General features: G+C 49.4%; 21 protein-coding genes and 1 tRNA gene. 11 read left to right on the plus strand and 11 right to left on the minus strand.

The window, feature by feature from the left end; genetic code table 11:
- Positions 1 to 35 precede the first annotated feature (35 nt).
- Entirely contained in the window at positions 36 to 866 is an 831-nt protein-coding gene (locus H6570_19895) for a mechanosensitive ion channel (GenBank protein ID MCB9321553.1), read from the minus strand.
- A gap of 265 nt (positions 867 to 1131) precedes the next feature.
- Positions 1132 to 1668, minus strand: a complete 537-nt coding sequence (locus H6570_19900; protein ID MCB9321554.1) for an RNA polymerase sigma factor — start codon at positions 1666 to 1668, stop codon at positions 1132 to 1134.
- Between the two features lie 119 nt (positions 1669 to 1787).
- Here H6570_19900 and H6570_19905 point away from each other — a divergent pair, with 119 nt between their 5' ends.
- From H6570_19905 to H6570_19925, 5 genes are all read left to right on the plus strand, one after another.
- Complete coding sequence (locus H6570_19905; protein MCB9321555.1) at positions 1788 to 3188, plus strand: M20/M25/M40 family metallo-hydrolase; 1401 nt, start codon at positions 1788 to 1790, stop codon at positions 3186 to 3188.
- Positions 3185 to 3727 (plus strand): hypoxanthine phosphoribosyltransferase, encoded by a 543-nt coding sequence (hpt, locus tag H6570_19910; GenBank protein MCB9321556.1) that lies wholly within the window; start codon positions 3185 to 3187, stop codon positions 3725 to 3727. Before H6570_19905 ends, hpt begins: the two co-directional genes overlap by 4 nt.
- Positions 3724 to 4566 carry an alpha/beta fold hydrolase gene (locus H6570_19915; protein ID MCB9321557.1) on the plus strand — a complete coding sequence of 281 codons (843 nt, stop codon included), beginning with the start codon at positions 3724 to 3726 and terminating at the stop codon, positions 4564 to 4566. The genes hpt and H6570_19915 overlap by 4 nt, the downstream gene beginning before the upstream one ends.
- Before the next feature lie 58 nt (positions 4567 to 4624).
- Positions 4625 to 4695, plus strand: a tRNA-Gln gene (locus H6570_19920).
- 1019 nt (positions 4696 to 5714) lie between these two features.
- A complete protein-coding gene (locus tag H6570_19925; protein ID MCB9321558.1) occupies positions 5715 to 6236 on the plus strand; it encodes a dihydrofolate reductase in 522 nt (173 codons plus the stop codon).
- Positions 6237 to 6340: 104 nt separating this feature from the next.
- On the opposite strand, the gene H6570_19930 is transcribed toward H6570_19925, so the two are convergent.
- Together H6570_19930 and H6570_19935 are read right to left on the minus strand one after the other, a co-directional pair.
- The gene (locus H6570_19930; GenBank protein MCB9321559.1) at positions 6341 to 7090 is read right to left on the minus strand and encodes a transglutaminase family protein; all 750 of its coding nucleotides are present in this window, start codon (positions 7088 to 7090) and stop codon (positions 6341 to 6343) included.
- Between the two features lie 83 nt (positions 7091 to 7173).
- Positions 7174 to 7521 (minus strand): GIY-YIG nuclease family protein, encoded by a 348-nt coding sequence (locus tag H6570_19935; GenBank protein MCB9321560.1) that lies wholly within the window; start codon positions 7519 to 7521, stop codon positions 7174 to 7176.
- 167 nt (positions 7522 to 7688) lie between these two features.
- Here H6570_19935 and H6570_19940 point away from each other — a divergent pair, with 167 nt between their 5' ends.
- Positions 7689 to 8084: a DUF3224 domain-containing protein gene (locus H6570_19940; protein MCB9321561.1), complete on the plus strand. Its 396-nt coding sequence runs from the start codon at positions 7689 to 7691 to the stop codon at positions 8082 to 8084.
- Between the two features lie 9 nt (positions 8085 to 8093).
- Here H6570_19940 and H6570_19945 read toward each other — a convergent pair whose 3' ends face one another.
- The gene (locus H6570_19945) at positions 8094 to 11192 is read right to left on the minus strand and encodes a glycosyl hydrolase (GenBank protein MCB9321562.1); all 3099 of its coding nucleotides are present in this window, start codon (positions 11190 to 11192) and stop codon (positions 8094 to 8096) included.
- Between the two features lie 161 nt (positions 11193 to 11353).
- Between H6570_19945 and H6570_19950 the strand changes: the two genes are divergently transcribed.
- Both H6570_19950 and H6570_19955 read left to right on the plus strand, forming a co-directional pair.
- Positions 11354 to 12295, plus strand: coding sequence for an ornithine cyclodeaminase family protein (locus tag H6570_19950; protein MCB9321563.1), 942 nt, complete (start codon positions 11354 to 11356; stop codon positions 12293 to 12295).
- Between the two features lie 87 nt (positions 12296 to 12382).
- Entirely contained in the window at positions 12383 to 13435 is a 1053-nt protein-coding gene (locus H6570_19955) for a proline racemase family protein (GenBank protein MCB9321564.1), read from the plus strand.
- A 127-nt stretch (positions 13436 to 13562) separates the two neighbouring features.
- On the opposite strand, the gene rlmN is transcribed toward H6570_19955, so the two are convergent.
- Positions 13563 to 14597: a 23S rRNA (adenine(2503)-C(2))-methyltransferase RlmN gene (gene rlmN / locus H6570_19960; protein ID MCB9321565.1), complete on the minus strand. Its 1035-nt coding sequence runs from the start codon at positions 14595 to 14597 to the stop codon at positions 13563 to 13565.
- A gap of 203 nt (positions 14598 to 14800) precedes the next feature.
- On the opposite strand from rlmN, the gene H6570_19965 reads away from it, so the two are divergent.
- Positions 14801 to 15937, plus strand: coding sequence for a HAMP domain-containing histidine kinase (locus H6570_19965; GenBank protein MCB9321566.1), 1137 nt, complete (start codon positions 14801 to 14803; stop codon positions 15935 to 15937).
- Here the strand turns inward: H6570_19965 and H6570_19970 are convergent.
- Positions 15909 to 16796, minus strand: coding sequence for an outer membrane beta-barrel protein (locus tag H6570_19970; GenBank protein ID MCB9321567.1), 888 nt, complete (start codon positions 16794 to 16796; stop codon positions 15909 to 15911). The genes H6570_19965 and H6570_19970 overlap by 29 nt on opposite strands.
- Positions 16793 to 17233 (minus strand): GNAT family N-acetyltransferase, encoded by a 441-nt coding sequence (locus H6570_19975; GenBank protein MCB9321568.1) that lies wholly within the window; start codon positions 17231 to 17233, stop codon positions 16793 to 16795. The genes H6570_19970 and H6570_19975 overlap by 4 nt, the downstream gene beginning before the upstream one ends.
- A 14-nt stretch (positions 17234 to 17247) precedes the next feature.
- On the opposite strand from H6570_19975, the gene trmB reads away from it, so the two are divergent.
- The gene (trmB, locus tag H6570_19980; protein MCB9321569.1) at positions 17248 to 17946 is read left to right on the plus strand and encodes a tRNA (guanosine(46)-N7)-methyltransferase TrmB; all 699 of its coding nucleotides are present in this window, start codon (positions 17248 to 17250) and stop codon (positions 17944 to 17946) included.
- Positions 17947 to 18011: 65 nt separating this feature from the next.
- Here the strand turns inward: trmB and thiL are convergent, their stop codons facing one another.
- From thiL to H6570_19995, 3 genes are read right to left on the minus strand one after another with little or no spacing between them, the layout of a single operon-like run.
- Complete coding sequence (gene thiL / locus H6570_19985; GenBank protein ID MCB9321570.1) at positions 18012 to 19052, minus strand: thiamine-phosphate kinase; 1041 nt, start codon at positions 19050 to 19052, stop codon at positions 18012 to 18014.
- Complete coding sequence (locus H6570_19990; protein MCB9321571.1) at positions 19049 to 19720, minus strand: RNA pseudouridine synthase; 672 nt, start codon at positions 19718 to 19720, stop codon at positions 19049 to 19051. Before H6570_19990 ends, thiL begins: the two co-directional genes overlap by 4 nt.
- Positions 19720 to 19875, minus strand: coding sequence for a hypothetical protein (locus H6570_19995; protein ID MCB9321572.1), 156 nt, complete (start codon positions 19873 to 19875; stop codon positions 19720 to 19722). The genes H6570_19990 and H6570_19995 overlap by 1 nt, the downstream gene beginning before the upstream one ends.
- Before the next feature lie 291 nt (positions 19876 to 20166).
- Here H6570_19995 and H6570_20000 point away from each other — a divergent pair, with 291 nt between their 5' ends.
- Positions 20167 to 23220 carry a DUF2723 domain-containing protein gene (locus H6570_20000; protein MCB9321573.1) on the plus strand — a complete coding sequence of 1018 codons (3054 nt, stop codon included), beginning with the start codon at positions 20167 to 20169 and terminating at the stop codon, positions 23218 to 23220.
- Positions 23221 to 23535: the final 315 nt, after the last annotated feature.

A 23535-nucleotide genomic window follows, 5' to 3' on the forward strand; every position in this document is an offset into this window, starting at 1 on the left:
TGGGGGAAAGTATCCGTCATAAAGGTAATGTGTTTTTAATCTTCAATCAATTTCTGATTGCGTTTATGCAGTGTTACCTGCTCCTGTGTAAGCTTCCGGATGGGTATAAACACCTGGCCCTGAGCAGTATAAAGGGTGATGTTGCTGCGGCCCATGGCAACAATCTGACCCCTCACACTACCGATGCTGATTTCATCACCAAGCTGGAATTGATCTTGCAGATAAAAGGAGGTGAGAAAATTACTTACCAGGTCTTTTGAGGCTAAACCATAGCCGAGCGCAAAAGCAAACACGGCACCGGCCACAACGATCAGGATGTTATTTTGCAAGAATGATGTATCTATCTCCACCTGCTTCAGGGCAATAACAAATACATTGATCAGCAGGAAGTAGAAGATGCCGTTGGAGATCAATTTGGCACTGGGTATGGCCAGTGATGTCGTAACGGTCAGCAGGGTCTGCCGCAACATATCGGACAGGATCAATCCGATGAAGAGTACGCCCAGGCCTACGACCAGTTTCGGAATGAAATTGATCAAACGTTCGATCAGGTCAGTAATGGTAGGAATATTGATGATCTCGGTGACCACCATGATCACCATCAACAACAGAAAATAATAGATGATCTTACTGATGAACACCGATAGTTTGACCTCCATTTTGGAGTTCTGCACCACATCGATTTTCTCCAGTCTTTCTCCAAACCGGTCAATTCCGATCTTGGAAAGAAGTTTCCGAAGAAACCGGGAGATCATGCGGGCAATCAGCAGACCAATGACCAGCAGAACGATAGCAACCAATATCCGCGGCAATATATTTGCCAGTTGCTTTAACAATTCCGATAAGAAGGGAAAGGAAAGATCCATTGTTCCGAGGTTATTGTTGCTCCTGTATGGTGTTAGGAGGTTGCCTTCGCGGCGCCCTGGTAACTGGTTCAGATCCCCCGACTACCTGGACAATAATTTTAAACATTTTAGGCATATAAAGTTCGAATAAATCTCCGAATAATCGAAAGAAACCCATATTCTGCCGCAAATTATTCCCTACTTCTGCAGGCGGTTGGCGATGATTACGAATCAGTTCTTCCTCCCACGCTTTGAAATTGTTCTCCTGTTCCATACAGGTCAGAATTTATTGATTTTTAAACAGCTTGTCATGTATTATCCTAAACTTCTCTTTGGCTCTGAGCAATTGCATCTTGATGGCCGATTCGGTCTTATTCATGGATTCGGCGATGTCGCGGATCGATAGATCATCCTGGTATTTCATAAGTAGCAGGGCCCGGTCTATCACGGGAAGCTCTCCCATTACGACTTTCAGTTCGTGGATCCGGGTCTCCAAAAGGTATTTGTCATCGGTTGTTTCATCCTGGACATCGAGTCTTTCCCATGATTCGTCAGGCATCAGCACATCGTATTTTCGCTTTCTTACCTGATCGATGCAGTAATTATAGGTGATGGAATACAGCCAGGTTGAAAACTTCGAACGCTCACCGAAATCGGCTAAGCGCAGTACTACTTTTATGAAAATATCCTGTAGTGCGTCTTCCGCCCATACTTCATCTTTCAGAAGCGTAATACACTTGGCGAAAACCTTAGGGGCATAGCGATCATACAATTCGTTGAAATACCATTGCTGCTGCGTAAGCAAATATTGACTGACGAGCATTTCATCACTAACCTTATTTCTAGTATTTTTATTCAACGTTTGTAAGGGGCTTGGCCGTGATGCAACATTATGACGCAATAAGTACTAAAAGTAACAAGATCATGTATGTAATTTGGGGAATGAAAATGAAACTTAAAATTAAGAATTTCCTGGTTTTGGCCTTCATGGCTTTCACCATGACCACCGCCTGGACTCAGGATGCCGAAAGCGATTTTATTAAATCCATCTACGATCAATCCCTGACCAGGGGATCTTCGTATGAATGGCTCCATTATCTCACAAAAAAGGTCGGCGCCCGGCTAAGCGGATCACCCCAGGCTGCCGCCGCAGTGGAATACACCCGTCAAATGCTTGACAGCCTCGGTCTGGACCGGGTCTGGTTACAACCTGTTGATGTACCGCACTGGGTACGCGGTGATGAAGAGCAGGTGCGGATTGTAAATTCTTCCATCCTGGGCACTCAGGACCTGCATGCCATTTCACTGGGTAATAGTATTGGTACCGGGCCACTGGGCCTGGCAGGAGAGGTGATTGAAGTAAAGAGTCTGAAAGAGGTAGAGGACCTGGGGCGTGCCAAAATCGAAGGCAAGATTGTTTTTTACAACCGCCCGATGGATAAAACCCTGCACCGCACGTTTATGGCTTACGGGGGTGCCGTGGACCAACGGGGTGGAGGTGCTTCACAAGCGGCAAAATATGGCGCAAAAGCGGTGCTCGTACGCAGTATGACCACAGCCACGGACGACGTACCACACACCGGAGCGCTACGTTACCAGGATGGTGTTGCACAGATTCCGGCTCTAGCCATTGCTACCAAAGATGCAGATCTACTGTCTCAGTTATTGAAACAAGAACCGGTAAAGGTATTTCTCCGTAACACCTGCCGCATGCAGCATCCTGAACCTTCTTACAATGTCATCGGAGAAATCACGGGATCGAAATATCCCAATCAGGTGATCCTGGTCGGCGGTCACCTGGATTCCTGGGATGTCGGCGAGGGTGCCCATGATGACGGAGCCGGTTGTGTCCAATCCATGCAGGTCCTGCAAACGTTAAAACGATTAGGTTACCGTCCCCAGCATACCATCCGTTGTGTCCTCTTTATGAATGAAGAAAATGGTGGCGCCGGAGGAGAAGAGTATGCCAAACAAGCGATTGCAGATGACATCTTTCATTTTGCAGCCATCGAGTCCGACGCCGGAGGGTTCCTTCCCCTTGGCTTTGGGTTAAGCGCCGATGCGGAAGTCGTTGATCATTACCTGGAAATGGTCAAACCGTTCAATGACTATCTGCAGCCATTGGGCCTGGAGCTCAGCAAAGGTGGCGGTGGATCGGACATTGGTCCACTGCGCCCTCAGAAAGGAATGCTTATCGGGCTTTCACCGGATTCACAGCGTTATTTTGATTATCACCATACGCACATCGACACCTTTGACAAGGTAAATGAGCGGGAACTAACCCTGGGAGCAGCAGCCATGACGACCTTGGTTTACCTGTTAGATCAACTGGGCTCACCATGAGCCAGACGATCCGGTTGCACGATAAACATTTCACTCCATATCTGGAACACGTCGACATTCTGGCTGGTATTGAGCGCCTGGCAGAAGACATCAACTCCAGGTATTCCGGTAGAGTGCCTCTCGTTATCAGTGTCCTGAACGGTGCTTTCCGGTTCACAGCTGATCTCGTTACTTTCCTGGAGATTCCCATCGAAATTGCCTTTGTGCAGATCGCTTCCTATGCCGGCACGAGCAGCACCGGAGAAGTCAATATCATACGCGGAGTGGATATTCCGGTCCGCGACAGGGACCTTATCCTGCTGGAGGACATCGTGGACTCCGGCCGAACCCTGCACCATTTCTGCAGCTATCTTGAAAAGGAACAACCGCGTTCCATACGGATCTATTCACTTTTGCGGAAACCGGATGTGGTTCAATTTACCTTACCGGAAACCTCGGTTGCTTTTGACATTCCCGATCGATTTGTGGTCGGATATGGATTGGATTACGATGGATTAGGCCGTGATTTGAACGACATCTACCAATTGGCCAATTCATGACTGGCATAGGCCTGGTCATCGGTGGTTATGTATTGATCTGCATCCTCTTTTATTTCTTTCAGCATTATTTCTTTTTCAGGCCGGAATTACTGCCTCAGTCGTTCCAGTATCAATACCCGTTTCCCTTTGAAGAGGTGAAGTTCACCATGGAAGACGGCGGCACGGTCAACGGAGTTCACTTTAAGATGCCCAATGCCCTGGGTGTCGTCTTTTATCTGAAGGGCAACTCGCGCAGCATCAAGGGATGGGGGAAATTCGCCAAGGACTTTCTGGGGAAGGGTTATGACTTTTTCATGATCGACTACCGGGGCTTTGGCAAGAGCCGTGGCAAACGGTCCGAGAACATCCTGTACAGTGATGCTCAGCATCTGTACAAGTGGCTGGCCAAACAATATCCGGAAAAGAAAATCATCCTATACGGCCGTTCCTACGGATCCGGTATCGCGACACGTATCGCCAGCTGGAACAACCCGAAGATGCTGATCCTTGACAGCCCTTATTACAGCTTCTGGCACCTCACACGCCGCTACGGCTTCTGGCTGCCCTTGCGGTGGGTCTTGCGCTATAAGATCCGTACTGACCAGTTTATGGCCAAGGTAGAATGCCCGGTTTACATCATACACGGCACCCGTGACCGGCTGATTCCCTATGCGATGAGTGTACGATTGGCAAAGGAGTTTCCGCAGATTACACTGGTCACCATTCCAGGTGCGAAACACAACAACCTGCCTGCCTATTCGGCATATCACGATGTCCTTTACGCCTTACTGAATGATGAATGTCCGGATGCCTCTATTTTGAATACCATCGTGAATCAGGCCGAACTGCCCGTTTCCTGATTTTTTCAGCTCATCTCTTTCCCGTGAAGTGAAATTGTTGTAATTTTGCATCCGCGATTGACCCATGGTGTAACGGTAGCACTCCGGATTTTGGTTCCGTCAGTCAAGGTTCGAATCCTTGTGGGTCAACTTAAGGGTTTCAGTGATTAGCTGGGACCCTTTTTTTGTTGGGCCACAAGGATGAGAAGCCTGTCCTGAACGCAACATCGTGTAGTGAAGGAAATCCTTGTGGGTCAACTTAAGGGTTTCAGTGATTAGCTGGGACCCTTTTTTTGTTGGGCCACAAGGATGAGAAGCCTGTCCTGATCGCAACATCGTGTAGTGAAGGAAATCCTTGTGGGTCAACTTAAGGGTTTCAGTGATTAGCTGGGACCCTTTTTTTGTTGGGCCACAAGGATGAGAAGCCTGTCCTGATCGCAACATCGTGTAGTGAAGGAAATCCTTAATGGGTCAACTTAAGGGTTTCAGTGATTAGCTGGGACCCTTTTTTTTTTGTTGGGCCGCAAGGATGAGAAGCCTGTCCTGATCGCAACATCGTGTAGTGAAGGAAATCCTTAATGGAGTCAACTTAAGGGTTTCAGTGATTAGCTGGGACCCTTTTTTTGTTGGGCCACAAGGATGAGAAGCCTGTCCTGATCGCAACATCGTGTAGTGAAGGAAATCCTTGTGGGTCAACTTAAGGGTTTCAGTGATTAGCTGGGACCTTTTTTTGTTGGGCCGCAAGGATGAGAAGCCTGTCCTGATCGCAACATCGTGTAGTGAAGGAAATCCTTGTGGGTCAACTCAAGGGTTTCAGTGATTAGCTGGGACCCTTTTTTTGTTGGGCCACAAGGATGAGAAGCCTGTCCTGATCGCAACATCGTGTAGTGAAGGAAATCCTTGTGGGTCAACTTAAGGGTTTCAGTGATTAGCTGGGACCCTTTTTTTGTTGGGCCACAAGGATGAGAAGCCTGTCCTGAACGCAACATCGGGTAGTGAAGGAAATCATTGTGGGTCAATCAAAGAAAGCACTTCGATGATTTATCGAGATCATTTTTTGTCATCATCCGGATACCTCCCGTTATCCAACATGAGTGGAGCGCATGTAATAAATTAACTTTAGATTCCCTTGATTGATCCTGAATACCAGAACCTAATTCCTGCCGAATATGACTCATCGAAAAATCATCCTGAACCTCTGCACCAGCCTGGATTTTTTTATCGAAGGTGCCAATGGTGAAATCGACTGGTGCTTCATCGATCAGGACTATTCCATGACGGAATTTCTGGGTCGTATCGACACCATCCTTTTTGGCCGCAAAAGTTACGAGCAGATGTTGAAACTCATGCCCGATGGGTTTCCAGGAAAAAAGCGGGTGGTCTGTTCAAATACACCGGGATTTAACGCCCAGGATGCCGATGTTATCCAGGGTAATCTGAAATATGGTATTGAAAACCTCTTGCAACAACCCGGTCAGGACATCTGGCTGTTCGGTGGCTCAGCACTCGCTTCATCCATGCTCGAGGAGAGCCTGATCGATGCACTGATGATCTCGGTTCATCCTCTGCTGCTGGGAAAAGGCAAACCGTTATTTCCGGATCTGCTATCCCGTATACCGCTGGAGCTGACAGATTGCCGGACTTTCTCAACCGGACTGGTACAATTGTATTATTCGATCCTCAAATCATGACCCTTTGACGATCGCATCAATTACTTTTCTTGCCGATTCCATCCCCGTATCCGGCTGCAAGGCTTTGCGATAACTGGCCATTGCATTTTTTTATCACCATTACATTAGGCGATATGCTGATATTGACTCCGCTCTTGTTTTTTGTGCAGCAGAGAATAGCCGTAATTCCGGAAAGCAACTATCGTCCGGTTGCTGACTCCCCGAACCATTGGCATCGTCAGGGTATGAAACCAATTTAACGGTTGATAATTTTTACTGGCATAGAAGTCAGCGGCTTCGTTCCATTTCCCATAGTCCTCAAGCAATGCACCGGTCTGAACAAAACCCTGGTCCCAGTCACCTTCACAATCCGGATCGACCGGACCCAATCCATAACCGAACTTAAGGCCTTTATCTTTGAGCAACATATCTTTGGAAGCGACAAACAAAGCCTGGTCGATGATATGGGCATCTACTTCATGCCAACCATCTTCGAGGGCAACGCTTATCCACATATGCGATGCACCGGAAGGTAAAAACGGAAAAGCCCAGTTCGGAAAGATGTGCTTCATGACCCGTGTGTCTATCTTGCCCGCCCGGAGTTTAACAGGAATTCCCGCGGCCTGGCAAAGCGCTTGCAATAAAATGGATTTGGTATTGCAGTAGCCTACACCATAATCAAGGGTTTCCGATGCTGTGACGTAATCCCAAACAGGAGGAAATCCAAATGGAATGTCATCCCGCACAAACCGAAAGAGCGCTATGAATTTTTCCCTTAAACTCGTATCCGGTGTACATTTCTGCCGGGCAATTTCGATGATTTTGGGGTGATCTGCATCGGCATAGGTCACCTTTACCTGTGCTTTATTTTCCATCACGGAATATTTTGGTAATCAGATAAACTGAAATCACCAAAAGCACAATGACATGCGTCAGTCAGTTAATATCATCGCAAAAATCAATTCCACCACACCGCATAACGTTGTCTTCTTAGTTCCTGCGCCAGTTTTTCCTCCATTTTCAACGCTTCTTCCCGTGAGCTGAAAGGCTCAATGTGGCTGTACAAACTCGGCCTGAGGTAACGACCGTATTTCTGGACAATGCTGGAAGACAGGTTATGTCCCCGCTTGTTCCGGTATCCAGTGCGGTGTTGTTCAAACCGTTCCTTAGGGTCTTTACTGGTCATCCCGACATACAGGCACTCCAGGACACCGTTGTATTGAGGGTTTGCTGTCCTGAAGCGGGTATTTTCCGAAAAGACTTTTTTTGATAATTCGATGACGTAGACCCGGTATTTAGCAGCCATACCCCAAGGTAATCCATCTCAGACAATTGGATTGTAACTAAAAATAAGGTCATTGGATCTAGGTATGCGAAAGCTTGTTTGAGCTGCTAAGACAGGATAAGATTATGTTGTCTTTGCCATTAGCCGGGCGTTGTGTATTATTATAAACATAAATCAGGGCAGAACACATGGAAAAAAGCATCGCTAAAGGCACCTTTGAGGTGAAAATGAATCCACAGTCTCAGGAACAAATCGGATTACATACGATGGGCCGGTATCTTCTGGATAAACAATTCAGCGGGGATCTGGAAGCCATCAGTACCGTTGAAATGTTAGCTGCCGGAACTGAAAATGGTGCGGGGGCTTATGTAGCCATCGAGCGGGTTACCGGAAAATTAAACGGCAGGGAAGGGACATTCATTTTAACCCATATGGGTACCAGGACCAAAACTTCCCAGGAATTGCGGGTCATCGTTGTACCGGGGTGTGGCACCGGAGATCTATCCGGGCTGACCGGAACCATGGAAATCATTATTGAAAACAAAGTCCACTATTACGTTTTCACTTACCAGATTGCCAACTGATCTACGGCCTTAATTCAGCCGAACATAGGGTGCATCCAGTTGCTTCAAAGCGCCATTAAGTGTAGTGACTTCGGCCAATATCCGGTCGTACATGGTTTTCTTCTCCGAGACCAGTTTGATCAGGTCATCGTAGCGTTCAAAACAGCCAGGAGTAGGCCGGTCATCCTGCCCATTGACTATGGAATATAGGTAGGCGATCTGATCATCCAGCATGGAGGGATAATTGATGGGATCCTGGTGACTCTCACTCTGGGTTTGGATCAATTGTTTCTCCAGATCATTGATCGCAGTGGTCAGCTGCTGGCTCTGGTTCAACCACGATGGCTTAGAATTATCGCGCATACCCCAAGCCTCCAGGCTTTTTACCTGTTCCCGTATCGTACGGATCTGGCCGATCATTGCGTGAACATCCTGGAGCATTCCTTCACATTGCTTTGACAACTGAAACTGCGCCTGCAAATCGGCTTCCGAACAAGTCCAGCGAGGATCTTTCAAAACCTGTAACGTCTGGGTAACCGTACGTCTGCCATCGGTAAATACCACCGTGTGGTTGCCGGGAACAGCCCGGATTCCTCGGGTATTGGCCAGTGAAAAAACAGACCCTTTCTGCACTTTTGGTGCCGAATAGCGCATATCCCAAAGTATGCGGTTCAGTCCTGGTTTTAATTCCAGTTTTTGTTCTCCTTCTTTGGGCTTAACGGCAAAGACCATGTTTTGCGTGCTGTCCGGACTGGTTATGGTAAGCCGTGCCTGGGACCAGTCCACACCGGAAGTCTGGTACAAATAGATCAATGCCCCCAGCGGAGCAGGATCCGGAGAAGCGCCGCCACCGCCGTAATTATTGGACAACTGCGTCCGGTAAGCATCCGGGATTGGCAATAGAGGCTGACCGGCAGCTACATCTGCCCTTAGCACCGGCAGATCATCCAGAATCCAGAAAGATCTGCCCTGGGTGGCAATAACCAGGTCATTGCCCTTTACCTGCAGGTCTGTGATCGGAACTACGGGTAAATTGCCCTGCATGACAGTCCACTTATTGCCATTATCCGTCGAAATGTATAATCCGTATTCGGTCCCCGCATACAACAACCCTTGACGCACCGGATCCTCGCGAACGACCCGGACAAAATGGTCGGCCGGTATGCCGTTATTTCCATCGGTGAGGAGATCCCAGCTACGACCAAAATCCGTTGTCCGGAAGACATAGGGCCGTAAGTCATTATCCCGGTATTTATAAACCGAAATGTATGCCGTACCCGGTGAATGGGGCGATACTTCAATGCTGTTTACTGTACCCTGTTCTGGCATGCCGGTCGGGGTGATCTCTTTCCAGGTCTTGCCGCCATCACGCGTGATGTGTACCAGACCATCATCACTACCCGCCCAGAGTGTAAATGGGTCGTGTGGTGATTCTTCGAATGCAAAAATGGTATTGTATAACTCTACACCAGTGTGATCGTGCTGGATGGGACCACCGGGGATGTCCTGCTGTGCGTCATTGTTGGTGGTCAGGTCAGGACTTATCACCGACCAGGTTATGCCTCCATCGGTAGACTGATGGACAAACTGGGAGCAGTGGTAGATGGTATTGCGATTAAAATGGGAAATACGGATTGGAGCATTCCACTGGAAGCGGTATTTGATATCCCGGGGTGCGGTTCCATCGTGCATCTGAGGATAAGCAACAACATCCCGGGACCGGCCCTGATCGCGGTCCAGCAAGGTGATCTGGCCAATGTAGTTTCCAGCGAATATACGATCCGGATTTTGTGGGTCTACCGCTACGTATCCGCTTTCACCGCCTCCGACAGCATACCAGTACTGGACCGGTGACAGTCCCCCGGCGGTTTCAGAAGGTATGCTGATGGTGGTATTGTCCTGCTGTGCTCCGTAGACCCGGTAAGGAAACTGCTCGTCAGTGGTAACCCGGTAGAACTCAGCGGTAGGCTGATTGTACTGCGTCGACCAACTGGTACCCCCGTTGAAGGATATGTTTGATCCGCCATCGTTGGATTCTATCATAACCTGCGGATTTTCCGGGTTGATCCACAGATCGTGATTATCCCCGTGAGGGGTTGCAATGCGCGTAAAATTATTGCCGTCATCGGTAGATTTCAGCATGCGGGTATTGAGAACAAAGAGGGTATGCTCTTCGGTAGGATGTGCGAATAGGTGGCTGTAATACCAGGCACGTTGACGCAGGCTGTGATCCCGGTTGATGCGCTTCCAGGAGTTGCCGCCATCTTCACTCTGGTAGAGCCCTCCGGTGGTTTCATCGGCCGTTTCCTGAAGTACCCACATCCGGTCCGGATTGACTGGTGAAATGGCAATACCGATCCGGCCCACGATCCCTTCAGGGAGGCCCCCGTTTACCTTCGTCCAGGTGTTTCCGTCATCGGTGCTTTTCCACAATCCGCCTTCATCACCTCCATCGATCATCGTCCAGGGTTTGCGTTCAGCTGTCCACATTCCGGCAAAAAGGATGTTCGAATACCGGGGATGCATGACCAGATCAATAGCCCCGGTGCGATTGCTGATGAAGTGGACTTTCCGCCAAGTCGATCCTCCGTCGGTCGTTTTATAGACACCACGATCCGCTGATGGACCAAATGCATTACCCAATACGGCGGCATAGGCTATATCCGGATTGTCCGGGTGAATAACAATGCGACCGATCTGAGCCTGAATATTCAACACGTGACGCCAGGTTTTACCCGCATCAACAGATTTGTAAATGCCATCTCCCGGAGAAACATTACCACGGATGCATGCCGAACCGGCACCGACATAAATGATGGCAGGATTAGGCTGATAGACCGTTATCGCTCCGATCGAACCTACATTAAAAAAGCCATCGGATATATTCTTCCAGGTCGTGCCACCATCGCCGGTTTTCCACACACCACCGCCGGTGGTTCCCATGTAATAGGTGAAAGGATCGCTCTCTACTCCGCTTACCGCGGTAGATCTTCCTCCCCGGGTCGGCCCGATCATCCGGTATTGGAGTGAGGAAAGCACATCGGAAGGAATGGACTGCGCAGGCATGTCCAAACCGGCAACAAAAAGCAATGCGAATAAAAAAACGCGCTGGAGATACCGCAACATCATAAGATTCCGGCTATTTTAATTGCTCAAAAATGCTAAAAATATTCCGGTCTATGATCTCAGGCCGCATAATTCCTGGACCGTGTAAGTAACAGAAAGAACTGAAGCAAGCATAACCATTAGCGTTAAATTCGAAACGACTGCACTTAAAGCAATAGTCCGCCGTGACCGAAGTCCTCCATATCAACGATCAACAATTGGAATCTGCCTTGTCCTATTCCTTTTTAATCAAAACATTGAAGGAACAATTACCTTCTCCAGAAATGCATATCCCTCCCCGGCAACATCTGGATATTGGAGCCAATACCCTGCTCCTGATGCCTGCCTGGAATGAAAAGTACATCGGCGTCAAAATGGTTACTATTTTCCCCGAAAACAAGACCCTGATGTTACCTTCTATTCAGGGAACATACACGTTAATGGACCGCAGGAATGGCAGTATGCTGGCTACCATGGATGCCAAATTACTCACCAACTTAAGAACCGCTGCCACCTCCGCACTCATGGCAGGAATGCTGGCCAGAAAAGATTCCCGTAACCTGGCCATGATGGGGACCGGTTCATTGGCTCCGCAACTAATCCGGGCACATTGCAGTCAATTCCCCATTGAAAAGGTATCCATCTGGGGCCGGAATCCGGACCATGCCAAACAATTGGCTGAGAGGTTACCGGATTTAAGTGTTGATATTGTCTGGACAACGGACCTGGAGCGGGCCATCCGTGAGGCCGATATCATCAGTACGGCCACCATGTCCGGATCACCCCTGGTCTCAGGAACCTGGGTTCAGCCTGGTACCCACATTGATGCCGTCGGTTCCTACAAGCCCAACCTCCGTGAGCTGGATGATGCACTGATCCGGAAGAGTGCGATCTATGTCGACACCATCGAAGGGGCCACGAAAGAAAGTGGGGATCTGGCCATCCCTTTACGACATGGTGTGATCCGGACGCGACAGATCCGGGGAACCCTTTTTGATCTGTGTCGTGGCACGGTAGATGGTCGGGTGCATGACAAAGAAATCACCTTGTTCAAGTCTGTAGGCCATGCTTCCGAAGATCTGATCGCAGCGGGATTGGCTTACGAGGTTGTAAGCGGTTTACAATAAATAGTCCTTAATTTAGGTGGAATTGAGCACCCTGATCTTTCTGTCGCCTTCCTGCGGCGGCATGGTCAAAATGACATTTAAGACGTTATGTTTTTAAACCTTAAATCAGCAACACCGGATTATCCAAAACCCAATCACTGGCTGGAGATCCGCACCATTGAGATGCACACCGGTGGTGAACCCCTGCGGGTGGTCCTCTCTGGCTGGCCGGAATTACCGGGAACCTCGGTTTTGGAACGAAGACGGCACCAGATGGAGCATTATGACCACCTGCGCAAAGCGCTGATGTGGGAACCGCGTGGGCATGCCGACATGTACGGCTGTCTGATCGTCCCGCCCAACGATGCCGGTGCCGATTTCGGGATCATCTTCATGCACAACGAAGGTTATTCGACCATGTGCGGACATGCCACCATCGCCATCACCCGGTTGACTGTAGAAATGGCCTGGGTGGAAATACAAGAACCGGAAACCAGGGTGGTGATCGATGCACCCTGTGGCCGGCTGGTGAGCTATGCCAGCATTCGGGATGGAAAAGTCCTTTCAGTACGGTTTGAAGGAGTCCCTTCCTTTGTGCTGGTCCGGGACCAAATGCTGCAAGTACCCGGTCTGGGATCCATCACCTTTGACCTGGCCTATGGCGGTGCCTTCTATGCTTATATACAGATTGAAGCGGACCGATTGCCTTTAACGCCGGCCTATTACCAGCAGCATATCCATTACGGACGGTTGATCAAGCAGCTGGTCCAGGACGGCACCTGGGACGTCAGCCATCCATTTGAACATGACCTCTCCTTCCTCTACGGAACCATATTCATGCAGGGACCAGTCGGCCCGGGAGCCGTTAGCCGCAATGTCTGCGTCTTTGCCGACGGAGAAGTGGACCGCAGTCCCACCGGATCAGGTGTGAGTGGCCGGATGGCATTGCATTACGATCAGGGATTGCTGCAGGTTGGTGAAACCATGACCATTGAGTCCATCGTAGGAAGCGCCTTCACGGGCAGGGTATTGCATACAGCCGATTATGGGCCCTACGGGGCGGTCATCCCGGAAGTGAGCGGCATGGCTTATGTTACAGGTGCAAACAGGTTCTGGATCGATCCGGATGATCCGTTTGGAGAAGGGTTTTTCCTGCGGTGATTTGGTTTTTCAGCTACAAATTCCATGGATGACCGCGAATGTCAAGGGAGACCTATTCTGGGATAAACGATCTAAAATCTCTGTGAAACTCGCGTCTTCTCCGTGGCCCTCCGTGTAACAACTACTCCTACCCCTTATTCGCCAGTTGTCCGCAGGCGGCATCGATGTCCTTGCCCCGGCTGCGGCGGATGGTGACCGGTATGCCCTTGTTTTGCAGGTAGGAAGCGAAGATCTCCAGCCGGTCTTCCCCGGATTTTCGGCCATCGAAGCCTTCGATCGGGTTGTATTCGATGATGTTGATCTTGACTGGGAAATGACGGCACAGTTCCGCCAGATGGCGTGCATCCTGTAGTGTATCGTTGAAGCGGTCGAAAGCGATGTATTCGAAGGTGATCTTGTTCTTGGTCTTGTTGTAGAATTGGGTGAGCGACTGGATCAGCGCTTCGAGGTTATTGGACTCGTTGATGGGCATGATGGTATTGCGCTTGCTGTCGTCGGCCGCATGCAGTGACAAGGCCAGATTAAACCGGACATCTTCCTCCGTCAGTTTGTCGATCATCTTGGCGATACCAGCGGTACTGATGGTGATGCGCTTGATGCCAAATTCCATCTCCTGATTCAGGATACGCACACTTTCCATGACTTCCGCATAATTCAGGAGCGGTTCGCCCATGCCCATGTAAACCACATTGGTCAGGGGATGACCGAAGTGCGCCTCTGACTGCATATTCACCTGAATAAACTGGTCTACGATCTCATGGGCCCGCAGATTACGCATCCGCTTCATCTGGCCTGTGGCACAGAATGAGCAGGTCAGACTGCAGCCGACCTGGGAAGAAACACAGGCGGTAAAACGCTTTTCTTCCGGCACGGGGATCAGGACACTTTCGATCAGATGATCATCCACCAGTCTGAACCGGGACTTAATGGTACCGTCGCTGCTGACCTGGGTGACATCGGTACGCAGGCCAGGAATCTCAAACGCGGCAACCAGCTCTTCCCGCAGTGCTTTGGAGAGATTGGTCATGTCGTGGAAATCACGGGCTTGCCTCTTCCACAGCCAGTCGTAGACCTGACGCCCTTTAAAGGCCGGTTCTCCACGTTCTTTGAACCAGGCTTCCAGCTCGGCACGAGACTTGCATAGGATGTTTGCGGTGGTCATGCTGCAAAGATAATGCGATTTACGGGCCGGATAATGAAAGAGGCCCTTTTCGCGTTTATTTGTATAACTGAGAGAAACCTCCTATTTTTCAAGCCTAGGCCGTATGGATTATGAAGACCTCCCTTCCGGTTGAGTTCTATTATTTAAATAACAAGTGGAAGACCTATCTGGGTATTGGCGGGGCATTGATCATCTTGCTCACCATGATCTATGTCAATTACCTGACCCAGCGCCTGAAAGAAGGTGAACGGTATACGGCGTTGGTGTTTTCCGGAGCCATGGAAAACATTACCCGCAAGCAGGACATGAATCAGGATTTCACCTTCGAGAGCGATATCATCTCCTCCATCAAGTCCATTCCGATGATCCTCACCGACAAAAATATGGTGCCGAAGCTGGGCCGTAACTATGGTGAAGGAAAGAATGAAGATACCGACTACCTGTCGCGCCGTGTCCAGAAACTGGTCGCCTCCGGAAAAAAACCCCTGGAAATACCGGGTGAAGGTGTGGTGGAGTATTTGTATTATGAGAATTCGCGCCTGTACACCATGCTGACTTACTTTCCACTGTTTCAGGGCATCCTGTTGTTTGGCTTCATTGCCCTCGGGTACATCGGGTTCAGCAATGCCCGGCGTGCCGAGCAGAATCAGGTGTGGGTAGGTATGGCCAAGGAGACGGCTCACCAGCTGGGTACGCCCATCAGTGCCATTATGGGCTGGCTGCAATACCTGGAGGAAGAAGAGCAGATGGATCCATCCCTGCGCAGGGAATATCTGCATGAAATGGGCAAAGATGTGGACCGCCTGAAGCTGATTGCCGACCGCTTTTCGAAGATTGGCTCTACTCCGGAGCTGGTTAAGATCAACCTCTTCGAAGAGTTGGACAAGTGCAAAGGTTATATGCAGAAGCGGTCACCCAAGAAGGTTCAGTTTGCCTTTCCCGACCCCGACCAGTCCGCCTTATACGTCAAGATCAATCCGCCGCTGTTTGACTGGGTGATCGAAAACCTGGTCCGCAATGCGCTGGATGCCATGGAAGGCGCCGGTCAGATCTCAGCCAATGTGCTTGAGGAGGATGGGTTCCTGAATATTGACATCTCCGACACCGGCAAAGGCATCCCGGCCAATAAGTTCAAAACCGTTTTCCAACCGGGTTTTACCACGAAATCAAGAGGATGGGGTCTGGGACTCAGTCTGGCTCAGCGGATCATCGAACAGTACCATCAGGGTAAGATATTTGTCAAGCATTCCCGCCTGAACGAGGGCACCACATTCTCCATCAAGCTGCCTAAGGTAAGCGAAGGGGAACCGGTTAAAACGAAAATCCAAGCGAAAATTTAAGCGTCAGGCTGTTGTCCTTATCCGCGCGTTGTATCCGTTCGCGATTGGCGTTCAGAGCCAATTTGGAATAATCGTAGAAGTTTTTGGTCACATCAGCAAATCCATACTGGATTTCCGCCCCGAAGTAAAATGTTTCATTGATGAAATAGGAGGCACCTCCGGTAAGTCCGTAGTCAAATACATTGAAGAGTGAACCTTTTTTGACCGGTTCTTCGTAGTAGGCTCCGATGATGGAAGGATAAAAGACTTCTTCACCGCTGATGATGCGGGACTGCAACACACCGCTGCCGGTGCCTACCCGGTCGGAACCATAGTTGTAGTCCAGGCTTAGCATGATGTCGGCCACCGAATTATTACCGGAAAGTGTGCGGATGTTGGTCAAATTCAGTGATCCTCCGGCATTACCGGCGACCAGAACGGAGCCGTAAAGGCCTCCGCGAAGCTCCAGTGAACCCAGCCGGGCAAAGATCATGGCCGGAAGGTCAATGTTTGCATTGGTAAATTTTACCTCCTGCTGCCTCGTCACCAGTGTGGCTACCGGCGCTTTGGCTCCTTCACGTCTGAAAAAGAAATAGGACGGACCGTCGTACCTGTATTTGGTGCCTTTCTGGTTAAACACCAGGCCGGTACGCAAGCCCACCTGATCCGTCAGCTTATAATTGAACAATCCTCCCACATGAAATCCATTGGCAAAATCAAAGGACTCCAGATCGGTCCCCGCATCCTGTTCCACCGGGCCCTGCAATTTGGAAAATGTCAAACCAGCCTGGAAACCAAAGCTCCAGCTCTGGCCGGAAGCGGACAAAACCGATGCCAAAAAAAGGACTCCAAAAGTTGCTCTGCGGACAAAACGGATCATGAAATGAGTTTTTTCATTAAGTAAATTCGATATTGTTCGACTTCCTGTTGCGGCTCAACTTCCGTAATATTGAAGCCGCTTTTCAGGGCAAAGATGATCATTCTTTTATGAATATTCCTCGTTTTCATCCTCACCTCCCGGTAACCCTGACGGATCATCCACTCTTCCTGAGCGCCTGCCAGAGACCTGGCGACACCCTTGCTACGGAATGCCGGCAACACACCTCCCAGCCAGGAATAGAAGACCTGGTCATCCAGTGCATAACCCAGCTTAAAGCCGATCGGCTCTCCATTTTGCCAGGCTACCAGATTTAAATAACGTTCAGAGGACGTCCTTCGCTGGTACTCCTCCAAAGAATAGGCATCGGTAAACTCCGGCAATCGTTGCGATATTTGCCATGACGTTTCTAAATTGGCGGCGCTAATAACCCAATCCATCTACACGCGTATTTATGGGAAGAAAGAATAAACTTAAAAAATTTGCAGCGATCCGGGACTATCCCAATGTGGTGGAAAACCTGCATCCTTCCACCGGGGAGGAAGCGTCTGTGTCCGGTACAGATCCTCATTCCCTGAACGGTAAATGGGGCAGTGAATATTTCCATAACGACCATCCCATTACACTGGAACTGGCTTGCGGAAAAGGGGAATACACCGTCCAGCTGGCCCGGCAATACCCTCAACGTAACTTCATCGGAGTAGACATTAAGGGCGCCCGAATCTGGAAAGGGGCCACCGAAGCGCTGGAATTACAATTACCGAATGTGGCCTTCCTCCGCACCCGCATCGAACTCCTGGATCAGTTTTTTGCCAAAGGTGAAGTGAATGAGATCTGGATTACATTTCCCGATCCGTTTCTCCGTAATTCACACGCCCAGAAAAGGCTGAGTTCAGACCGGTTTCTGGAAATCTACCGGCGGATTTTACCTGCAGGGGCGCGTATTCAGATCAAGACCGACGATCCGGAGTTGTATGCTTTCTCCGCTGCTACCTGGACCCATGCACCGGATCTTACCGTGGTCTATGCTGATGATGATATCTACAGCAAACCACTGCCCTTACCAGAATTAGCCATTAAAACCTTTTATGAAAAGATGCACCTGGAAGCTAAAAAAACCATCAAATACCTGGCAGCCATCTATCAGGGTTGATCTGAAATGTAGGTAACCCCCTATTTTCTGGACACTGTGAATGCCAATCTTGCCTGACTTTACGATCAAAAATGCTTCCACCCCTGCGCCTGCAGCGGATGGACATTTCCGCCGGAAGTATGCAGTTTTATCCCGTCAGCTGCCGGGGTGATTTCCCCGATAATGAACAGATCGGGTAAATACCGGGCTTTTTCCAGGTCGGCAGGATCGATGGTAAACAGCAATTCATAGTCTTCCCCACCGCTCAAAGCACAGGTGATCGGATCCAGACCAAATTTGATGGCCATCAGTTCCGTCTGCTGATTGATGGGCACTTTAGCCTCCTCGATAAATGCTCCTGTCCCGGACTGTTTGCAGATGTGAAATATTTCTGAAGCCAGGCCATCGGAAATATCGATCATGGCGGTAGGCTGAAGGTTGCTTTTATGGAAGAGTTCTATCACATCCAGGCGAGCTTCCGGTTTTAGCTGTCTTCCGATGATATAGTCCTGCCCTTCGAAATCGGGTTGTACATTGGGTGTGGAGATAAATACCTGTTTCTCCCGTTCAAGCAATTGTAATCCGACATAGGCAGCTCCCAGATCACCGGTAACACAAATCAGATCTCCCGGCTTGGCTCCGGAGCGATAGGTTATGCGATTGGGCTCTCCCTGCCCTACGGCCGTAATGCTGATGATGAGTCCCCGGTTGGAAGAGGTCGTGTCTCCTCCTACGAGATCTACCCGGTAGTGTTCACAGGCCAACGCGATGCCGGCATACAACTCCTCCAGGTCCTCAACACCATACCGGTTTGAAAGGGCAATGGATACCGTGATCTGCCTGGGGATGGCATTCATTGCACAGATATCGGAAAGATTGACAATGACTGCTTTATATCCGAGATAACGCAAGGGATGGTAGATGCGGTCAAAATGGATCTCTTCGACCAGCATGTCGGTGGACAGGACCGTGAGAAAACCCTGGTTGTCGATCACCGCAGCGTCATCCCCTACCCCGCGTACCGAAGAAGGCTGTGTCAGGGCAAATGACTCCGTAAGGTGATCGATCAGGCCAAATTCGCCCAATTGATTCACATCCGTATGCGGACTTTGGTTTGAACCACTCATTTTGGTTGATTTATGGAAAAAACAGACCAGATGGTATCTTCCGGCGTTGGCGCAATGATCACCTGCCGGCTGGATCCATCCAGATCATCAAATTGCATCTCGCGGGCATGGAGCTGGATGTGATGCTGTGGGTTGGAACGTTTGTATCCGTATTTAACATCTCCCCGTATCGGGCAATTCAAAAATTGAAGAAAAGCCCTGATCTGATGATGCCTGCCGGTAAATAATTCGATTTCCCATAAGAAGTAACGTTCGCTGGCCTCTAAAATGGAATACCGCAACGATGCCTGCTCATCGGCAGGATTCGATGATTCGCTTACCCAAACGGAGCGATTTCCGCGGGTGCGTTGAATAAAGCCCTGAACCTCGGCTTGATCAGACTCCGGGTGTTCTGCTGTGATCGCCCAATATTTCCGGGTAAGTGTGTGATTGCTCTGGAGCTCGTGAAAATGGCGGTTTGCTTTTGAGGTTTTACTCATCAGCACCAGGCCTGATGCCGGGCGATCCAGACGGGTTAACACATGCAGGGACCGTTTACAATAAGCCTGAGCAGCCGTTAATAAATTGGCATCTCCGGTCTGGTCGGGCTGAACGGGCATACCAGGAGGCTTGTTTAGGATCAGCCAATGGTGATTTTGCTGCAGAATATAGCTACTGATCGCAGTCATTATTCAACCTCTTCGTAATCTACCAATTCATCATCATCCTGCTGATCCGGAGACAGGGGCCGGGGTGGCTGGTTACCTGGTAATACGGGCCCACTGCCAAATATCAACCGGTATAACAATATCCCCGCGATGGCCAGGGTAAGAATCTTAACCATTTTTTCTGCAAAAATACAAAAACTGTTAACGGTGGCGTTCGATAACCGTTACAATCGCAAATACCGGGATTGATATCCGGAAATATGCTGGTTGTGTGACCTTGGTATGGGTTGGATTGTCCTTTGGCCATGGCGATTTCCGGAGATTCTCATTGAAACAGGTACATACCTAAAAGGGAATTGGTGAATTCTCGGTAGCAGGCTCCCAATTACCATATTTTGTTACTTTTGTACGTCTTTGGGATCAATAAGATATTACTAAAAATCCCTATTAATAAAATTTTGATTTACATGTGGTCTTATAAAAAGATTTCGACAACAGCCGGATGGATTGTTTTTGCTGTTGCCGCTTTGGTATACTTCTTCTCCGCTGAACGCTCGGGAAGTTTGTGGGACTGCGGTGAATTTGTCCTGGGTGCCTATAAATTACAAGTTGTTCACCCACCCGGTGCTCCGCTGTTTATTCTCATCGGAAGGTTGTTTGCCTGGGTTGGTGATATCCTCTCTGCGGATCCTTCACGGATTGCCTTTGCGGTCAACCTGATGTCGGGTCTTGCCACGGCATTCGGGGCCATGTTCGTGGGCTGGACCACGATTATCCTTGGAAAACTGGCCCTGGTAGGTAAGGATGATGAGCCCAGTTTCGGACAGAGTGTCGCCCTGGGATTTGCCGGCATCGTTGGTGGACTTACTACTGCATTTGCTTCCTCCATTTGGTTTTCCGCGGTGGAAGGTGAGGTTTACGCCTTATCGACCTTCTTCACTTGTATGACCTTATGGTCGACCGTAAAATGGTATTCATTGCCTAATGAAACCCAATACGACCGCTGGTTGGTCTTTGCTTTATACTCCATCGGTCTGAGCATCGGCGTTCACCTGTTGAGCTTGTTGATCATGCCGGCCATGGGATTGCTGTATTACTTCAAAAAATACAAAGAGCATTCATTGTGGGGAGGATTTCTGGCCATTCTCGCCGGCCTCGTCGGGATGTTCGTCATCCAGAAAGTCATTATCGTAGGGATACCTACGCTGTGGAGTTGGATTGAATTGCTCTTCGTCAATGGGTTTGGATTACCCATCAACAGCGGTATAATTCCGCTCGTCCTGCTCCTGGGCGCTGGCGCATATTTCAGCATTCGCTGGGCTACGCAGCGTCAGTATGTATTGCTGCAACAACTTTTTACGGCTTTGACATTAGCGGTTATCGCCTTCTCTGTGTTTGGTGTGGTAATTATCCGTGCATTGGCCAATCCGCCCATCAACATGAACGAGCCCAATAATGCTTTCCGTCTGATCTCCTATCTGAACCGGGAGCAGTACGGTGAGCGACCGCTTCTGAAGGGTCCCTACTACGACGCCCGGCCGATCCGGTATGACCGCTCGGATAAATACGATGAAGTGGATGGCAAATACGCCGTGGTCGAGCAACGATTTCAGCCGGTTTACAAAGCATCGGATGAGATGTTCTTCCCTCGTATGGGCTTTAACGATGCGGCGAGGAAGCAGCTGTATAAAATGTGGATGAATAAGGAAACACCACCCTCGTTCATCGACAACATCAAATTTTTCTTCAATTACCAGGTCTGGTGGATGTACTGGCGCTATTTCCTCTGGAATTTCAGCGGTACCCAAAACCGGGCCCAGGGATACATGCCCTGGGATCTGCGCACCGGACACTGGGCTACCGGGATCAAACCCATCGACGAAGCGCTCCTCTACAATGAGGACAAGTTGCCGGATACGATGAAAAATGATCCTTCGCGTAACAGCTATTACATGCTGCCATTGCTTTTCGGTATCCTGGGGCTGTTATTCCATTTACGACACAATAACCGGGAATTCTGGACACTCTTCTTCCTGTTCCTGATTACTGGTATCGGGATCATTGTCTATTCCAACCAACCACCCAATGAACCCCGTGAGCGTGACTACGTATTGATCGGGTCATTCCTCACTTTTGCCATCTGGGTGGGTATGGGTGTCCTGGAACTTTACAATATCCTGTCCAAGCGCATGGGGGACAAACTGGCACCTGCGGCAATCGCGGGGGTACTGGTTTTGACTGCACCGGTGATCATGGGATTCCAGAATTACAACGACCACAGCCGGATCCACCTGGCGGGAGCACGGGACTACGGAGCTAACTTCCTCAATTCTGTCGCACCGAACGCCATCATCTTCACCTTTGGTGACAACGACACCTATCCGTTATGGTATTGTCAGGAAGTCGAGAACATACGGCCGGACGTACGGGTGATCAACCTGAGTCTTATCGCCGTAGACTGGTACATCAACCAGATGCGCCGCCGGATCAATGAATCCGCACCGGTTAAGTTCACCATTCCTGCCGAAGCCTATGTCGGTGATGCCCGCAACCAGGTATTTATCGATAAAGGTCAGCCAATGGATATGGTTGCTGCCCTGAAATATGTCGGTGAGTCGCATCCGAAAACCATGTCAGGCTATGGCCAGGTGCCATCGACGTTGCCATCACCACGCTTGTATCTGCCGATCAATAAAGAGCAGGCGCTGGCCAGCGGATGGGTGGACCAGAAAGATTCCTCCCGGATGATATCACAGTTTGAAATCAATTTTGGAACCCGGCAGTACATCCTGAAAGATGAGCTGGCCGTTACCGATATCATTGCCAGCAACGTAAAGGACCGTCCGATCTATTTTGCCATGACGGCACAGCTGGATAAACTCCTTGGCTTACAAAACAACATGTATGTCGACGGTGTGGCTGCACGTCTGGTACCTGTCAATACCGGCAGTGTATCGCGCCTGAACATCTATGGCGTCGGCGAAATCCACGACGATGTCGTCTATGACAACATTATGAATAAGTTCAAATGGGGCAATTTTGATAAGTACAAGCAGTATGTCGACGGAAGCTTTACCCCGACTACAACCGTGACGCGCTATGTGATGATGCGTACCATGGAGCAGTTTACCAAAGAGGGAGATACCAAACGGGCTGCGGACATTGCTGCCAAGTTCTTCGAGGCCTTCCCATTCATGAACTTCCCATACAAAGGGTCTGAGATCTATGGGATCACTGGTACCAACTTCACGCTGGAAATGATCAAGGCGCTGATCCGCGACAACCGGATGGAGGATGCCAAAAAACAAATGAGACTATTGGCGCAGGAGACGGCTGATTATCTGGACTTCTACAATTCATTGGCGGAAGAGGATATGCCCAGCTTTGATCAGGAAAAGCAGTACAGCATGCTTACGGTAAGCCAGATCATGGCCGAAGCACCCAAGCTGAACGACCCGAACTTTATGCAGGAAATGCAAAATTTATTGAGTCCCTTCCAAACCTCAACGGTACCGAACTAAACGGGATTCCATAAGAATTTGTCTCAACGATATAAAGAGCCTCCAGGACGACAGGACTGGGGGCTTCCTTTTATTAGTTAATGGGTTAATAAGGGGATATGTTTATAGGTGATGACCGAAATCGCATACCTACTCAATGGTTAATGGGTTAATGAGGGGATATGTGAATAGGTGATGACCGAAATCGCATACCTCCTCAATAGTTAATGGGTTAATGAGGGGATAGGTTAATAAGCCGAATACCGCATACCTCCTCAACGGTTAATGGGTTAATGAGGGGATAGGTTAATAAGTGATGACCGAAACTCTCGTACC

It is taken from the genome of Lewinellaceae bacterium (assembly GCA_020636135.1).
Lineage (GTDB): Bacteria > Bacteroidota > Bacteroidia > Chitinophagales > Saprospiraceae > JAGQXC01.

Bases quoted from the DNA above. Each gene is read 5' to 3' on its own strand.
- rlmN (MCB9321565.1), bottom strand. From the start codon at position 14,597: ATGACCACCGCAAACATCCTATGCAAGTCTCGTGCCGAGCTGGAAGCC.
- H6570_19970 (MCB9321567.1), bottom strand. From the start codon at position 16,796: ATGATCCGTTTTGTCCGCAGAGCAACTTTTGGAGTCCTTTTTTTGGCA.
- trmB (MCB9321569.1), top strand. From the start codon at position 17,248: ATGGGAAGAAAGAATAAACTTAAAAAATTTGCAGCGATCCGGGACTAT.
- H6570_19935 (MCB9321560.1), bottom strand. From the start codon at position 7,521: ATGGCTGCTAAATACCGGGTCTACGTCATCGAATTATCAAAAAAAGTC.
- H6570_19895 (MCB9321553.1), bottom strand. From the start codon at position 866: ATGGATCTTTCCTTTCCCTTCTTATCGGAATTGTTAAAGCAACTGGCA.
- H6570_19990 (MCB9321571.1), bottom strand. From the start codon at position 19,720: ATGACTGCGATCAGTAGCTATATTCTGCAGCAAAATCACCATTGGCTG.
- H6570_19945 (MCB9321562.1), bottom strand. From the start codon at position 11,192: ATGATGTTGCGGTATCTCCAGCGCGTTTTTTTATTCGCATTGCTTTTT.
- H6570_19930 (MCB9321559.1), bottom strand. From the start codon at position 7,090: ATGGAAAATAAAGCACAGGTAAAGGTGACCTATGCCGATGCAGATCAC.
- H6570_19915 (MCB9321557.1), top strand. From the start codon at position 3,724: ATGACTGGCATAGGCCTGGTCATCGGTGGTTATGTATTGATCTGCATC.
- H6570_19925 (MCB9321558.1), top strand. From the start codon at position 5,715: ATGACTCATCGAAAAATCATCCTGAACCTCTGCACCAGCCTGGATTTT.
- hpt (MCB9321556.1), top strand. From the start codon at position 3,185: ATGAGCCAGACGATCCGGTTGCACGATAAACATTTCACTCCATATCTG.
- H6570_19965 (MCB9321566.1), top strand. From the start codon at position 14,801: ATGATCTATGTCAATTACCTGACCCAGCGCCTGAAAGAAGGTGAACGG.
- H6570_19975 (MCB9321568.1), bottom strand. From the start codon at position 17,233: ATGGATTGGGTTATTAGCGCCGCCAATTTAGAAACGTCATGGCAAATA.
- H6570_19900 (MCB9321554.1), bottom strand. From the start codon at position 1,668: ATGCTCGTCAGTCAATATTTGCTTACGCAGCAGCAATGGTATTTCAAC.
- H6570_20000 (MCB9321573.1), top strand. From the start codon at position 20,167: ATGTGGTCTTATAAAAAGATTTCGACAACAGCCGGATGGATTGTTTTT.
- H6570_19905 (MCB9321555.1), top strand. From the start codon at position 1,788: ATGAAAATGAAACTTAAAATTAAGAATTTCCTGGTTTTGGCCTTCATG.
- H6570_19940 (MCB9321561.1), top strand. From the start codon at position 7,689: ATGGAAAAAAGCATCGCTAAAGGCACCTTTGAGGTGAAAATGAATCCA.
- H6570_19995 (MCB9321572.1), bottom strand. From the start codon at position 19,875: ATGGTTAAGATTCTTACCCTGGCCATCGCGGGGATATTGTTATACCGG.
- thiL (MCB9321570.1), bottom strand. From the start codon at position 19,052: ATGAGTGGTTCAAACCAAAGTCCGCATACGGATGTGAATCAATTGGGC.
- H6570_19955 (MCB9321564.1), top strand. From the start codon at position 12,383: ATGTTTTTAAACCTTAAATCAGCAACACCGGATTATCCAAAACCCAAT.